Origin of the sequence: Lacrimispora xylanisolvens, assembly GCF_002934545.1 — a bacterium.
Taxonomy (GTDB): domain Bacteria; phylum Bacillota; class Clostridia; order Lachnospirales; family Lachnospiraceae; genus Lacrimispora; species Lacrimispora xylanisolvens.
Genome location: NZ_PTJA01000008.1, coordinates 179103 through 192361, shown reverse-complemented (window position 1 = coordinate 192361; position 13259 = coordinate 179103). Strand labels below are relative to the sequence as shown.

The following is a 13259-nucleotide window of genomic DNA, read 5'->3' as shown; positions in this document are numbered from 1 at the left end:
TCAGAGCTACAAATCAGGGTGCAGTATTATACTTTAGATCAATTATATGGAGGGAATATTATGGCAGTGATTCAAGGATTGGAATGGACCTTTAATACAGTGGCAGAAAAATATGAAAAATTGCGTCCAGGATATGTACCAGAGTTATATAAAGATATTTTCAGTTATATTCCAATTAATCAATCCAGTAATGTTGTGGAAGTTGGAATTGGAGGAGGTCAGGCGACATTACCAATATTGAAAACGGGCTGTAACCTGACAGCTGTGGAATATGGTGCTGAACTGGCTGAGCAATGTCGTAATAAATTTAAGGAATACCCAAATTTTTCTGCCATAACAGCAAAGTTTGAGGACTTTAAATGTGAAGACAATACATGTGATTTAATATATTCTGCATCAGCATTTCACTGGATACCAGAGCAAGTTGGATATAAGAAAGTTTTTGCACTATTAAAAAGTGGTGGTGTATTTGCGCGCTTTGCCAACCATCCTTATAAGGATAAGGGGAGAGAGGAAATACATAATGCTATTCAAAAGGTTTATTCTGTATACATGCCCGGGACATTTAGCGATAATGAATATAGCGAAAATGCAGCAAAAGAACGTGCTAATATAGCAAGTCAATACGGCTTTGTTGACATAAGTTATAAATTATATCATAGAACAAGAACTTTTACTTCGAAAGAATATACATCTCTTCTCGGTACTTACTCTGATCATATAGCAATTGAAGAAAGCATAAGAGCAAAGTTCTTTTCAGAGATTGAAACGGCAATAGACAATCTGGGTGGTATAATTACAATCTACGATACCATAGATTTGCAGCTTGCAAGAAAGCCGTAGGGTTATTAGCGTATATAAACAAAGAGGGGAACAAATGAATATGGAAATAAATACATCAGCAAAAGAAACGGTAGATTCTTTAAAGAAAATATTTGATAAACACAAAAATGACCGTATTTGTATCATGGCTACTACTTGTTGCGGAAAGTCTACATTGCATGAGCTGATTCCAGAGACTGTGGATATGGATGATGAATTGTGGCCTCAATTAACCGAAGAAGAGGAAGCACATTTATGCCAGAAACCATGGACGAAAGAAATTGGTGACTTTGCAGGCAGGCTGGTCAGAGAGAGGGTAACGGTGAAGCCCGGACACCCATTATTCACGTTAATACTATTGGATTGCGAAGTGCTGGTATATCTTGATATAAGTGATGAACTGCTTGCAGAACATTGTAAAAAAAGACAAGCTGATTTTCAGGATGCGAAAAATATTAATGATGCGATAAAAAATACGTGGAATAAACAGCGGGAAATGAATGATCGAGTATGCTACTATTTGAAAATCACAGAGTGATATGAAATTTAGCGTTTTGGCTAAAACAAAAAGTGAATTAGGGGGAGGGGTTATGGAACGCGAAATTATAAATTATTATAAAGCATACGATGAAGATGGCAGGCTTTTTCGAAACAATAGCCATAAGATAGAATGGCTGACCAGTATGCATTATTTAAAGAAGTTTATTAAAGAAGGTGCTTTTCTATTAGATGGTTGTGCAGGGACTGGAAACTATGCGTTTCCTTTGGCTGAATCGGGATATGAGGTTATTGCAGGGGATATCGTTCCTGGTAATATTGATATTATTCGGGAGAAGCAAAAGAATAGTCCTGTATTAAAAGATATTTATGTTGGGAATATGCTGGATCTTTCAAGGTTTAGTGATGAAAATTTCGATGCAGTACTATGTATGGGAGCGTTTTATCATGTTGATGATGAGATAAGATCGGGTATCATGAAAGAATGTCTGCGTGTGTTAAAACCAGGTGGATTGTTGGTTATTTCCTACATCAATACAATGGCTGGAGTTATTGTTGGGCTTGATGATAAGTTAAATAACATGGATCAGGCGGACAAATGGTTTGAAAACAGGACTACAGATGGGGTGTTCCTGTATATGACGCCTTATGAAATAGAGAAAATGGCATTGAGTTTTCATATGGAAATTGTTTGCCATCTTGCCGTTGATGGAATAAATTATTTACTTTCTGATAAAATTAATGCTGCTGATGAGGAAAATTTTAATAAGTGGTATCAATTTCATTTGAAAACCTGTGAAGATAAAAGTTTGTTAGGATATAGCTTACATAGCATGATAATATTGAGAAAGTAAGTTACTTGAAAAGGAGCGGGATTATGACAAGTATTTATTATCAGGCAAATAGAAACTACCCTCTTACCCAGTCAGAGCAGGAGAAGATTAATCAGATTTTAAAAGAATGCGAAGAAAATTATCCCTTCCCGGAAAGAGGCGAGACGCTGTGCCAGTACTCCTATGATCTGGCTGAACCCACATGCATCTTTTCTGGTGCTGTCAAGCTTCCATATCCGTGTGATGATAGTGATGATATGAATGATGAAATAGTGGAAATGCAGACAGAAGCATTATTCTTTTTCATAGAGTGGCTGACTTCCCTTCGAAGAGTGATTCCAGATGCGATATGGGAGGCTTCATTAGAAGATGTGGAGTTTATATGGGACGAAGAGAATGGATACCGGTTAATGACAAATGAAGAATATGAGGATTATTGCTGATAGATAACAGGAGGCGGTGTAAAGATTCCTATGGTGAGTATAAGATATGTACAGGAAGAAGATAGAAATTTCTGGCTAAAGCTTGATAGGCATTTGCAGACGACTGAATTTGAAAAAAAGATCAGGGATAAAATGGGGTATGTTCTGTTAGAAGATCATATTCCGTATGGCTTGTTGAGATACAATCTTTTTTGGGATAATACTCCATTTTGTACAATGCTCTATGTTGACTCTGATACTCGGGGCAGGGGCTATGGAAATAAGCTGATGAATTTTTGGGAAAATGATATGAAGTCAATGGGATATGGTATGCTGATGACGTCTACCCAGGTGGATGAGGATGCCCAGTACTTCTATAGAAAATTAGGGTATCAGGATAGCGGCGGATTAATTATTAATATCCCGGGATATGAGCAGCCCATGGAAATGTTTTTGATTAAAAAAATATAGTTTGGGCTGCATCATATATTTATATCCGATTATCCAACAAGTCTTGCCAGCTGATGCATGTTCTTGTGAAGAATTTTAACATTTCCAAATGCAAAAACCAGGCCGATAGTAACCCAAAGTGCGATCTCAATTGCTGAGTAATTTAAGATCCTTTGCGCAAGAATCAGGATGTAGAAACAGGGGAACAGGGTCAGCCATGCGGTCACCTCGCCAGGCACGTAATGCCGGTAAGATAAGGGTAGCAGGATAATATGAAATAGAACCAGATGAATGATATTTGCTGTCAGCAGACCATACCATAATCCATAAAAACCGGTGATGTTTCCCAGTAAAGTGGCAGACATCCACAAAATAAGTTCTTCAAATACCCCAACGGAAAAAGCTGCTGTGTTGTTAGTGTCACCAAAAGGTGTGATTGGAAGAGGAATCAATTGTCTTAATCCTTTTTTACACCACTGTTTCGCTTTCATAATCTCTTCCATATCATGCACAATAAATAATAACGGAAATAGCCAGGTAAACCATCTTAATTCATTCATAATTGAATCTCTCCTTTTTGATTTTATTTTAATTATATGGCGAAAAGTTTCAATCAACAGAATTTTATTTGTTATATAAATAAGCTATAATAAGATACAGAATGTTGCTTATCTATATTGAATGTACTAAAATGTTGCCTGGAAAGGAGTACTCATGAACCAGAATGATTTGCGCGTGAGAAAAACCAGAAAAAACATTGAAAATTCGTTTATCTCGTTGTTGAAAGAAAAGGATTTTCATAAAATAACGGTTCAGGATATTCTTGACCGTGCATTAATTAACCGTTCTACATTCTACAAGCATTATATGGATAAATATCAGCTGGCTGAAACTCTTTGCAACGGCATATTTGATGTATTAAAAGTGGGAGTTATGGACAGACTTGAATGCGATAAAATGGAAGATGCCATTATGGTGATTAAACCAATGTATCAGATTCTATCTGACCGGAGAGAAGAAATTCTGGCACTTTTTGAAATACATACAGAAACCATTCACTTATATGAGGATATGTACAATTTCCTGCAAGAGAGCTTTTATGAGAGACAGTTAAAGACAAATAAAAAGTCCATAGAACTATTGGATTATTTGTCAAATCAATATGCGTCACTTGTGCTGACTGCAATGAAATGGTGCCTGAAAAATGATGGATATGAGGAGCTGACCAGACATACTCAGCTTTTTATGTATCTGGCAAAGGTATTTAACTATTCCGGAGAGTAAATAGTAAGGCCGCCAGATTCATCTGTTTCTTACTAGGAACAGATGAATCCGACGGCCTGCTATTATCTGCGTTTCATTAATTTTACGATTTCCATAATCGGTATGATTGAGACTGCAATCAGCACAGCCACGACATATTCCAGAAGTGAGATATGCTCAAAGGAAAATGCTCTTCTTAAAAAGGGAACGTATATAACTGCGGTTGTTAAAATAAATGACATCAGCAGGGAACCATTTAAAAAGCTGTTCTTTGTTTTTAAATGAAAGATGGAACGAGTTCTGGAACGCATATTAAACGAATGGAACATCTCAAGGAGAGATAATGTCAGGAAAGCCATCGTCATGCCGTCTGCGCTTTGGGCGATTTCCCAAACACCACTTTCCACATAATGACCTACGAAGTATGCGATCAAGGTCAGGAGTGCAATGACAAAACCCTGTAAAGCGATTTCAACACCAACGCCATCAGAAAAAATACTGTCTTTTGGGTCTCTGGGGGCTCGTTTCATAATATCTGCTTCTTCCGCTTCCATACCCAGACCAATAGCCGGGAAACAGTCCGTGATCAGGTTGATCCAAAGCAAATGTACCGGTTTTAAAATGGTAAAGCCAATGAGACTTGCTACAAATACTGCAATTACCTCTGCCAGGTTAGAGGAAAGCAGGAACTGGATTGCTTTTCGTATATTGTCATAGATCCTTCGGCCTTCGGCAACCGCTGCAACAATGGTGGCAAAATTGTCGTCAGCCAGAACCATATCTGCAACATCTTTTGTTACGTCAGTTCCTGTGATTCCCATTCCCACACCAATATCGGCTTCTTTAATGGCTGGGGCATCGTTGACTCCATCTCCAGTCATGGCAGTTACTTTAGAGAGCTTCTTCCATGTCTTTACAATACGGACTTTGTGCTCTGGCTGTACCCGCGCATAGACCGAAAAGCTGGTAATCTTTTTCTCCAGTTCCTCATCCGATAATTTTTCCAGTTCCGCGCCGGTGATAGCCATGCTCTCATTTTCAAGAATGCCCAGCTCCTTTGCTATGGCTACAGCAGTATCTTTGTGATCGCCTGTAATCATAATGGGGCGGATACTGGCATTCTGGCATTCCTTAATCGCCGCCTTTACTTCAGGACGGACTGGATCAATCATGCCGGAGAGCCCAAGGTAGATCAGATCATTCTCCAGTGCTTCAGGTGCCAGGTCATGGGGAGACTGATCCCAGTTTCGTATGGATGCGCATAAAACCCGGAGTGCCCGGTCTGCCATTGCTTTGTTAGCTTTCATGATATCATGGCGGATATCATCTGTCATGGCTACGATGTTTCCTTTTAAAAACGCATGGCTGCAGCGTTTTAATACCTCGTCTGGTGCGCCCTTGGTAAACTGGATTATCGAGCCGTCCTTCTTTTTGTGCACCGTTGACATCATTTTTCTTACGGAATCAAAAGGTGCCTCTCCGATTCTTTCATAATCTTTTGCAAGTTCCGGCTTTGATAAGTTGTTTTTATACGCGTCATTTACCAAAGCGCATTCCGTAGGTTCTCCTACCGCCTGAAGGCTGTCCGGGTCAAGGACTGCATCGGAACACAGTGCCATTGCCGTCATAAGAAGGGGTTCGTCTGAAGTGGAGTGCTCTACCACCGTCATTTTGTTTTGTGTTAAGGTTCCGGTTTTGTCAGAGCAGATGATCTGGGTGCAGCCTAAGGTTTCAACTGCTGTCAGCTTTCTGACAATCGCGTGCTTACGGGACATTTTAGTCACGCCAATGGATAAAAGAATGGTTACCACCGCTGCCAGACCCTCCGGTATTGCAGCAACAGCAAGTGAAACAGCAATCATAAAGGTATCAATCAGTTCTTCCAGATGAATGCCGTTACCGGAAACGCCAATTCGAATAATGTTTACAGCAAACATTAAGGCGCAGATCCCCAGAACCATAATGGACAACACCTTGGAGAGCTGATTCAGCTTGATCTGAAGGGGTGTTTCTTCATCTTTTGCAGTATTTAAGGCATCGGCAATATGACCGATCTCCGTCTCCATTCCTGTGTAGCAGACGATTGCCTTACCCCGGCCATATACAATTGTAGAACCGGTATAAATCATATTTTTTCTGTCTGCCAGGGCCACTTCACCTTTTCCGGTTTCTAACACATCGCTATGCTTGGAAACTGAAACCGATTCGCCTGTCAGTGCGGCTTCTTCTGCCTTTAGACTTGCGCTTTCCAATAATCTGGAATCGGCGGGAACGGAATCTCCGGCTTCCAAAGCAATGATGTCGCCAGGAACAAGCTGCTCGGAGCGGATAACTTCAAGCTTGCCGTTTCGAAAGACTTTTGATGTGGCAGCCGTCATCTCCTGAAGAGATGCAATGGCAGATTCGGCTTTGGATTCCTGGTAGACACCAAGAATTGCATTAATCACCACCACAATCAGGATAATGACAGTATCGATCATGCTTTCTCCTGCATAGATGGATGTGGCTCCCGAAACTACTGCAGCAGCAATCAGTACAATTGTCATAAAGTTGGCCAGTTCTTTTAAAAATTTCATCAAAAGACTTGTTTTTTTACCCTCTTTTAATTTGTTTAAGCCGTACTTCTCCTGACGTTCCCGAACCTGGGCTTCTGAAAGTCCATGAGGAGATGAATCAAGCTGTTTTATAACTTCATTGGATTCCAATAAGTATTCTTTTTGCATTGTTTTTCTCCTATATTGTTTATGTCTTGCTAATCAATGATAGTTAGTGTATCCCTTTTTTTCTTTAATTATCAGAGTTAATCAGTCTCCATAGGGTTGTTCTGCTGATTCCCAGACTTTTGGCGGCTTTTGTGTGGTTTCCATTCTGCGTATCCAATACAATGAGCGCTACTTCCCGGTTAATTTTATTCAGTGGCTGAGATAAATTCAGCATATTCATATAACCATTTGCGGAGGCGGAGGTAAGAGTCACTTCCTTGTGCAATACTTCTTTTACTTCTTCGATTCCAATATATGGTCCCTGGGACAGGACAAAAAGATTATTCATAACCCTGCTGAACTGCATAAAGTTATAGGGCCAGTGATAGCGCTGTAATTCTTCCATGGCATCTGGTGAAAAACCCAGAACCTGTTTATCATTTTCCATATTCAGCTGATTTAAATAGAGATTTGCAATCGGCTCAATCCGGGATACATCTGCTCTGAGTGTGGGGAGCGTAAAAACAAATAATTTCAGCCGGTTAATAAATTCCATGGAGCCAGAATCTGTAATGCCGTAGGAGTTACAGAGAAAGGAGATAAGAAGCCGGTTCCGTTTGCAGGCATCCGTATCGATTATATTGATCCAAAGCTGTCTCTGCCGTTCTTCGCTTAATAAATTCATATTCTTTATAAAGATGGTGCTCCCGCTGCTGCAGAGGGGGGAATTGTGGTGACTGGTTAAATATTCCCACACCTTTTCATTTAATAAGCTGCAGTCTATTTCAATAAATGGCTGATCTTTAACGGAGCTGCGCAGATAGATGGCTTTTGCAATCTGCTCCTTTCCCGTGCCTTCCTCTCCGGTAATGATGACCGGATATAAATCCTTGTTGACCTGATCAATGGTATTGTAAAATTGGGCGAAAAAATTAGTGACGCTGTATATGCTTTCATAAAACTCTTTCTCAATCTCTCTCTGGTTGCTGTATTGGATGCCGCTTTTTGCACCGTTTGAAGGAGCTTTGTTTACGGTAATGTAAAAGGCAATATAACCGGTTCCTGCAGAAAGCAGGCGCTGAGCCTGTACAGAGTAAATCAGGTTGTTTTTCCTGAAAATTAAATTGCGCTTTTCATCCAGAGGTATATTGTTAATTTCCAAGTGCAGAGAATCGATAATTGTTGTATCAGTTTCTGATATGGTTGAAAAGATCAGCTTCCCGTCATTGTCGAAAACAACGGTACGCATATCTCTTAGCTTTACAAGGCTCCTGAAAAAATTATTTTCACTTCTTAGCTGAGTGTAGTACCTGCAATACTCAAGTGCAGCATGGAGGGCAACCCGTATGCTTTCCACTCCTGAGGTAAGAAGAAATGCATCCATTCCAAGGTTTCTCGCCGTTGTATAAGTAATCATATCACAGAGTATTGCTTCATAACCAAGAGCTGAAATATGTTTTAGTATTGGTAAAGCCTCTTCTGTTGAGTTGATGGAAAAAACATCAATGGGATAGGGAAGAACCTCTTTTAGAAACTGACTTTGCTCTGTTATACTGGAGAAACCGGCAATGGCAACTTTTTTCGTGTCTGCATTGGAGAGCTTTAACGTACGAAGTATGTCGTATGCCGATGTATGGATTTCAATAACAGGCAGAGAGATGGATTGCCGCAATAGCTTTGCTGTACCTCCACGGGAAATAACCACATCATAATTCTCATAAAAATTACTTTGGGCAATTTCCACACCTTTTTTTAGATCGCCCACCAGGATGTTCAATTCGACGCTGGGATATTCCTCTGCAAGCTTTGACATAATAGATTTCATACCTTCATAAGGTGCAATTGCCAGAATTCGTATCTTATCAGACATGGGTATCCTCCTTATCCTATAACGTTCTCATTTGAAACACAAATCTGAGATTCATTATACCATAATTTGTACTGTTTTTATATATTTATAAAAAATGTATACATTTACTAGAAATAATATTGATTCTTTTTCCGGGTGTTTCATATATAAACCAAAACAGCCTCTGGGTTTATTCTCTTAAAATCGATTGTATGGTATCATAAGAACCTGATCATTCCAAAATACTGAAAAAGGTAGAAATATGATTAAATTATTGATAATATCGGATGACTTCACAGGAGCACTGGATACGGGCGTTCAGCTTTCAGCTGACGGGGCAGCTACCTATGTGACTCTGGATTCTGAATTTAATATGTCCGATTTTGCTCAGGATATTGATGTTCTGGTTATTAATACAGAGACCCGCCATTTGGACCGGGAACAGGCATATAAAACGGTGTTTTCCATAACCCAGCGGGCGATAGATGCCGGAATTCCCTATGTATATAAGAAAACAGACTCTGTGCTTCGGGGTAATATCGGAGCGGAGCTTGCTGCTGTACTTAATGCCAGTGGTCATAAACAGATTCATTTTATTCCTGCTTATCCTGAGATGGGCAGGATAACAAAAAACGGAGTCCATTATGCAGATGGTGTACCAATAGCGGAAAGTATTTTTGGGAATGATCCGTTTGATCCGGTTCTTTATTCCCATATTCCGAGTATTATATCTTCACAGACTTTGATTCCAACACATGTAATTCATCATTGCGAAGATGAAGAATGGAAGAATAAGGAAGGGATTCTGATACACGATTCAGGCACATCCAAGGATATGGAAAGGATCGCCCGTACGCTTATGACAGGAACGGCTTCCTGCTTGCTGGCAGGCTGCGCAGGGTTTGCGGCTCTCCTTCCTAAAATGCTGGGTATTCAGGGCAGAAAGCCGGTAACTCCAGTTTTATTGCCTCATATGTTCATCGCCTGTGCAAGTATCCATCCAGTATCATTAGCCCAGTGCGCGGATGCCACTCGAAAAGGTGTACCCCAGTACATTCTGACGCCAAAAGAAAAGCTTGACCGTTCCTGGATCGGAAGCGGGTCTGACAATGCTCTGGTAAATAAAATTTTGCGTTCCTGTAAGGAGAATCCGGTTGTTATCTTAAATGCTAACGGCCGAGGTGAACCGGAGGCCACTTATCAATATGCAAAAGAAAATGGGATTACACAGGAACAACTTCGGACAGAGATTGTTTCTGTCATGGGATATATGATCGAAGCCTTGTTAGATAAGGAACTGGATGCTACTGCATTTCTTATGGGAGGTGATCTCCTTTATCAGTTTGCAAAGCAGACAGGTATGAAAGCTATTTCTCCCATCTGTGAATTAGAGAAAGGAGTCGTGCTCTCGGAAGCTCTTTATAAAGGGAAAAACATAAAATTAATTTCAAAATCTGGTGGATTTGGACAGGAATCACTTTTTACGGATTTATCAAAGATCCTAATAAGGGCTATTACTGACCAAGGCTGAAAAGAGCCCGCGGTTTTACGGAAACTTAAATTCCTGTAAAATCACGGGCTCTTTTTAAAATGCAAGTAAGGTTAGAGAAGATCCATGAATTTTTGAAGACCATCTCTGGTATCATCGCTGTTTAATCTGGAATAAGATGCAGCCTTTTGAAAAAACTGGAAAGATTTTACATCCTCAGACAGGAAATTATGGAATAACATATCAAATAGAACCAGTATCAGAATTTCCCTTGTTATGGTGTTGCTGCTAAAAAGCAGGTCTGTCTTTGGAATCACCAGTGTGATATTTGCATAGGGAGAGCAGAGAGACTTCTCATAATTGGTAATGAGAAGGACGCTGCTGCCATTTTTATTTAAATCGGCCAGTATGGAAGCCAGCTGTTTGTGATTGCCGGAGAGCGATATGGTGATAAAGAGATCGGTCTCCTGAGAGAGACTTTGATATAACTTCAGTGTATCATAGTTGGTAAGTGCCTGTACGGTAAGACCTAGTGTCATAAATTTATGGGCAATTATCTCCGCTATATTCTGATTAAAATTCAGTCCGATAATAAAGATCCGCCGTGATTTTAACATCAATTCTCTGGTGTGGTTGATGTCTGCCGGATTGGTTAAATGAAACAGGCTGTCCAGAAGCATCTTGTAGTCATTAAGAAGGGCGGAATAGTCGGAATGGTTTACGGAGGAAGAACTTTTGTCGATTTCTTTCTGCATCGTATATTTTAATTCATTCAGACCGGAGTATCCTACTTTTTGAGCGAAACGGATGATGCTGGCATCAGATGTTCCGATCTCCTTTGCCAGTTCCTGAGCGCTGAGTTCAATGAATTTCAGGGTAGATTTTTTAATGTATTGTACAATTTTCCAGTCTGTTTTGGTGAACTGGTTGGACATGCCGTCTATACGTGCCATTAAGGTGAAAAGTTCATAGTTTTCTGTCATTTGAAATACAGCCTTCCTTTCAATCTTCCCGGAAAAGGGAAGCCGTTTTGTTATTTCTGTAGCAGTTATGTAGTGAATTTCAAATTAAGTATATCATAATTCTGATTTATAATTCAATATTCCTTGATTAAAAAAGTTATAATTACAAAAAAGTAGCAAAATACATAATTAAAACTGTGAAAATAATATAAATACAATATTGACATGAAAAATGTAGTATGCTACAATTCGGATGACTAAAAGATATACAAAACTGATGAATGAGGAGGTACGAGATGGAGAAACCGCAGATTTTGCTCTTAACTCACGGAGGATGGGGAAAGGCGCTGACGGAAAGTCTGAAAATGATTATGGGAAGCGTTGATTTTGTTCATGAAATCCCGCTTTTGCCGGAGGTTACGTTTGCAGAGTATTACGCCAAGGTGGATGAATATGCAGCCGGGATGCCGGAGAAGTCCCTGATTTTTACGGATGTATTTGGCGGGACAACCACCAATGCAGGTGCTAAAATCGGACGGGAGCGGAATATTAAGGTGGTTTCGGGACTGAATGCGCCGCTTATGATTGAAGCCTGTACCCAGATCCAGTACACCGGAGATTGTAATTTTGATGTAGTTTTGCAGCAGGGGCAGTCATCGATCATTGATGTGATCGGTGAGGTCACTAAGTCAATGGAAAAAAAGGAGAGTTAAAATGGCAGAGGTTGTATTATGCAGAATTGACAGCAGGCTGATTCATGGACAGGTTATGACCAAATGGGTGAATCAGTCACAGGCCAATCGGATTGTTGTAGTAAGCGACAGTCTGGCTGCGGATGAGTTTATGCTTGAGATTTACTTAATGTCTGCACCGGCGGGGGTTAAGGTTGAGTGTTTAAGCAGAGCAGACGCGGTAAAGAATTGGAATGAAGACCAGTTTGGCAGCGGCCGGGTACTTTTACTGCTTCCGGATTTAGCAAGCATGAAGGAAGTATATGAAGGAGGAATTAAGGTCACTGATATTCAGGTAGGAGGGCTGGGGGGAGCTCCTAACCGGAAAGTGGTGTTTCAAAATATCACTTTAGATGATGCAGATGTGGAAAAGTTGATTTCGTTACAGGAGGCAGGAGTAAATATTATCTTCCAGACAATTCCGGAAGATGTACCGCAGGATTTTCACACCATTTTAAAAAAATACAATAACTAAGGAGAGTATGATATGAGTGTGTTGATGTTAGCTGTATGTATGGGGTTTTATTATTGGTTCTGCCGTTTGAGATTTGGGTATACCTTTTCTTCCATGCTTCTTCAGCCAGTTGTCATTGGTGTTTTTGTAGGGCTTCTCACGGGAAACATGCCTCTGGCCATGAAGATTGGTGCAGGACTTCAGCTGGTTTATTTAGGGGTTACATCCACTCCCGGCGGCAATGTGCCAAGTGATCCTGCTCTTGCAGGATGTATTGCAATTCCTCTTGGAGTAATGTCCAATATGTCTCCTGAGGTAGCAATTGCTCTGGCAATACCATTTGGAGTCATTGGAGTATTTGTGGATCAGTTGAGAAGAAGTACCAATGCAGTCTGGGTTCATATGGCAGACCGCTATGCGGAAAAAGCAGATACAAAAGGGATTTTAAGGGCAGCGTTTCTTTACCCGGCTATCGCAGGACTGGTAATTCGTTTCCCAATCGTTTTTGCAATTGACTTTTTTGGTGTAACAGCAGTAGAGAAGCTGATCGCAGTTCTTCCTCAGTGGCTGATGCATTCCTTTGAAATCATGGGCGGAATTCTTCCGGCTCTTGGTTTTGCCATTACCTTATCCGTAATTGGAAAGAAGTCACTGATACCGTTCTTTATAACAGGATTTTTCGCAGTTATGTACTTAAAACTTGATACCATGGCTGTAGCAATTTTTGCAACCTGCGTTGCATTGTTGTTAGGTTTATTCCAGTTAAAGGAGGAGGCGATTTAAA

14 protein-coding genes are annotated in these 13259 nt (G+C 40.3%); 10 read left to right on the top strand and 4 right to left on the bottom strand.

The window, feature by feature from the left end:
• Window positions 1-60 precede the first annotated feature (60 nt).
• The 5 genes from BXY41_RS15960 to BXY41_RS15940 are packed head-to-tail and all read left to right on the top strand — an operon-like array spanning window position 61 to window position 3046.
• On the top strand, window positions 61-843 hold the full coding sequence (locus BXY41_RS15960) for a class I SAM-dependent methyltransferase (protein ID WP_104437854.1): 783 nt from the start codon (window positions 61-63) through the stop codon (window positions 841-843).
• Between the two features lie 34 nt (window positions 844-877).
• Window positions 878-1360, top strand: coding sequence for a hypothetical protein (locus BXY41_RS15955; protein WP_104437853.1), 483 nt, complete (start codon window positions 878-880; stop codon window positions 1358-1360).
• A gap of 52 nt (window positions 1361-1412) precedes the next feature.
• The gene (locus BXY41_RS15950; RefSeq protein ID WP_170072409.1) at window positions 1413-2174 is read left to right on the top strand and encodes a class I SAM-dependent methyltransferase; all 762 of its coding nucleotides are present in this window, start codon (window positions 1413-1415) and stop codon (window positions 2172-2174) included.
• A gap of 23 nt (window positions 2175-2197) precedes the next feature.
• Window positions 2198-2596 carry a hypothetical protein gene (locus BXY41_RS15945; protein ID WP_104437851.1) on the top strand — a complete coding sequence of 133 codons (399 nt, stop codon included), beginning with the start codon at window positions 2198-2200 and terminating at the stop codon, window positions 2594-2596.
• A gap of 30 nt (window positions 2597-2626) precedes the next feature.
• Complete coding sequence (locus tag BXY41_RS15940; protein WP_104437850.1) at window positions 2627-3046, top strand: GNAT family N-acetyltransferase; 420 nt, start codon at window positions 2627-2629, stop codon at window positions 3044-3046.
• Between the two features lie 29 nt (window positions 3047-3075).
• Here BXY41_RS15940 and BXY41_RS15935 read toward each other — a convergent pair whose 3' ends face one another.
• Window positions 3076-3585, bottom strand: coding sequence for an HXXEE domain-containing protein (locus BXY41_RS15935; RefSeq protein ID WP_104437849.1), 510 nt, complete (start codon window positions 3583-3585; stop codon window positions 3076-3078).
• 154 nt (window positions 3586-3739) lie between these two features.
• Between BXY41_RS15935 and BXY41_RS15930 the strand changes: the two genes are divergently transcribed.
• Window positions 3740-4309 (top strand): TetR/AcrR family transcriptional regulator, encoded by a 570-nt coding sequence (locus BXY41_RS15930; protein ID WP_104437848.1) that lies wholly within the window; start codon window positions 3740-3742, stop codon window positions 4307-4309.
• Window positions 4310-4371: 62 nt separating this feature from the next.
• On the opposite strand, the gene BXY41_RS15925 is transcribed toward BXY41_RS15930, so the two are convergent.
• Both BXY41_RS15925 and BXY41_RS15920 read right to left on the bottom strand, forming a co-directional pair.
• Window positions 4372-7011, bottom strand: a complete 2640-nt coding sequence (locus BXY41_RS15925; protein ID WP_104437847.1) for a calcium-translocating P-type ATPase, PMCA-type — start codon at window positions 7009-7011, stop codon at window positions 4372-4374.
• A 64-nt stretch (window positions 7012-7075) separates the two neighbouring features.
• Window positions 7076-8860: a sigma-54-dependent transcriptional regulator gene (locus BXY41_RS15920; RefSeq protein WP_104437846.1), complete on the bottom strand. Its 1785-nt coding sequence runs from the start codon at window positions 8858-8860 to the stop codon at window positions 7076-7078.
• Window positions 8861-9101: 241 nt separating this feature from the next.
• Between BXY41_RS15920 and BXY41_RS15915 the strand changes: the two genes are divergently transcribed.
• A complete protein-coding gene (locus tag BXY41_RS15915) occupies window positions 9102-10370 on the top strand; it encodes a four-carbon acid sugar kinase family protein (protein ID WP_104437845.1) in 1269 nt (422 codons plus the stop codon).
• 71 nt (window positions 10371-10441) lie between these two features.
• Here the strand turns inward: BXY41_RS15915 and BXY41_RS15910 are convergent, their stop codons facing one another.
• Window positions 10442-11311, bottom strand: a complete 870-nt coding sequence (locus BXY41_RS15910) for a MurR/RpiR family transcriptional regulator (RefSeq protein ID WP_104437844.1) — start codon at window positions 11309-11311, stop codon at window positions 10442-10444.
• Between the two features lie 275 nt (window positions 11312-11586).
• On the opposite strand from BXY41_RS15910, the gene BXY41_RS15905 reads away from it, so the two are divergent.
• Genes BXY41_RS15905 through BXY41_RS15895 form a run of 3 tightly spaced genes read left to right on the top strand, consistent with a single transcriptional unit; the run spans window position 11587 to window position 13258 of the window.
• Window positions 11587-12003, top strand: a complete 417-nt coding sequence (locus BXY41_RS15905) for a PTS sugar transporter subunit IIA (RefSeq protein WP_170072407.1) — start codon at window positions 11587-11589, stop codon at window positions 12001-12003.
• 1 nt (window position 12004) lies between these two features.
• On the top strand, window positions 12005-12496 hold the full coding sequence (locus tag BXY41_RS15900; RefSeq protein WP_104437842.1) for a PTS sugar transporter subunit IIB: 492 nt from the start codon (window positions 12005-12007) through the stop codon (window positions 12494-12496).
• Between the two features lie 12 nt (window positions 12497-12508).
• Window positions 12509-13258, top strand: coding sequence for a PTS mannose/fructose/sorbose/N-acetylgalactosamine transporter subunit IIC (locus tag BXY41_RS15895; protein WP_104437841.1), 750 nt, complete (start codon window positions 12509-12511; stop codon window positions 13256-13258).
• The last annotated feature ends 1 nt before the right edge of the window (window position 13259 follow it).

Excerpts from the sequence above, each read along its gene's own strand:
- BXY41_RS15905 (WP_170072407.1), top strand. The coding sequence starts at position 11,587 with ATGGAGAAACCGCAGATTTTGCTCTTAACTCACGGAGGATGGGGAAAG.
- BXY41_RS15925 (WP_104437847.1), bottom strand. The coding sequence starts at position 7,011 with ATGCAAAAAGAATACTTATTGGAATCCAATGAAGTTATAAAACAGCTT.
- BXY41_RS15960 (WP_104437854.1), top strand. The coding sequence starts at position 61 with ATGGCAGTGATTCAAGGATTGGAATGGACCTTTAATACAGTGGCAGAA.
- BXY41_RS15895 (WP_104437841.1), top strand. The coding sequence starts at position 12,509 with ATGAGTGTGTTGATGTTAGCTGTATGTATGGGGTTTTATTATTGGTTC.
- BXY41_RS15945 (WP_104437851.1), top strand. The coding sequence starts at position 2,198 with ATGACAAGTATTTATTATCAGGCAAATAGAAACTACCCTCTTACCCAG.
- BXY41_RS15940 (WP_104437850.1), top strand. The coding sequence starts at position 2,627 with ATGGTGAGTATAAGATATGTACAGGAAGAAGATAGAAATTTCTGGCTA.
- BXY41_RS15920 (WP_104437846.1), bottom strand. The coding sequence starts at position 8,860 with ATGTCTGATAAGATACGAATTCTGGCAATTGCACCTTATGAAGGTATG.
- BXY41_RS15915 (WP_104437845.1), top strand. The coding sequence starts at position 9,102 with ATGATTAAATTATTGATAATATCGGATGACTTCACAGGAGCACTGGAT.
- BXY41_RS15930 (WP_104437848.1), top strand. The coding sequence starts at position 3,740 with ATGAACCAGAATGATTTGCGCGTGAGAAAAACCAGAAAAAACATTGAA.
- BXY41_RS15950 (WP_170072409.1), top strand. The coding sequence starts at position 1,413 with ATGGAACGCGAAATTATAAATTATTATAAAGCATACGATGAAGATGGC.
- BXY41_RS15935 (WP_104437849.1), bottom strand. The coding sequence starts at position 3,585 with ATGAATGAATTAAGATGGTTTACCTGGCTATTTCCGTTATTATTTATT.
- BXY41_RS15900 (WP_104437842.1), top strand. The coding sequence starts at position 12,005 with ATGGCAGAGGTTGTATTATGCAGAATTGACAGCAGGCTGATTCATGGA.
- BXY41_RS15910 (WP_104437844.1), bottom strand. The coding sequence starts at position 11,311 with ATGACAGAAAACTATGAACTTTTCACCTTAATGGCACGTATAGACGGC.
- BXY41_RS15955 (WP_104437853.1), top strand. The coding sequence starts at position 878 with ATGAATATGGAAATAAATACATCAGCAAAAGAAACGGTAGATTCTTTA.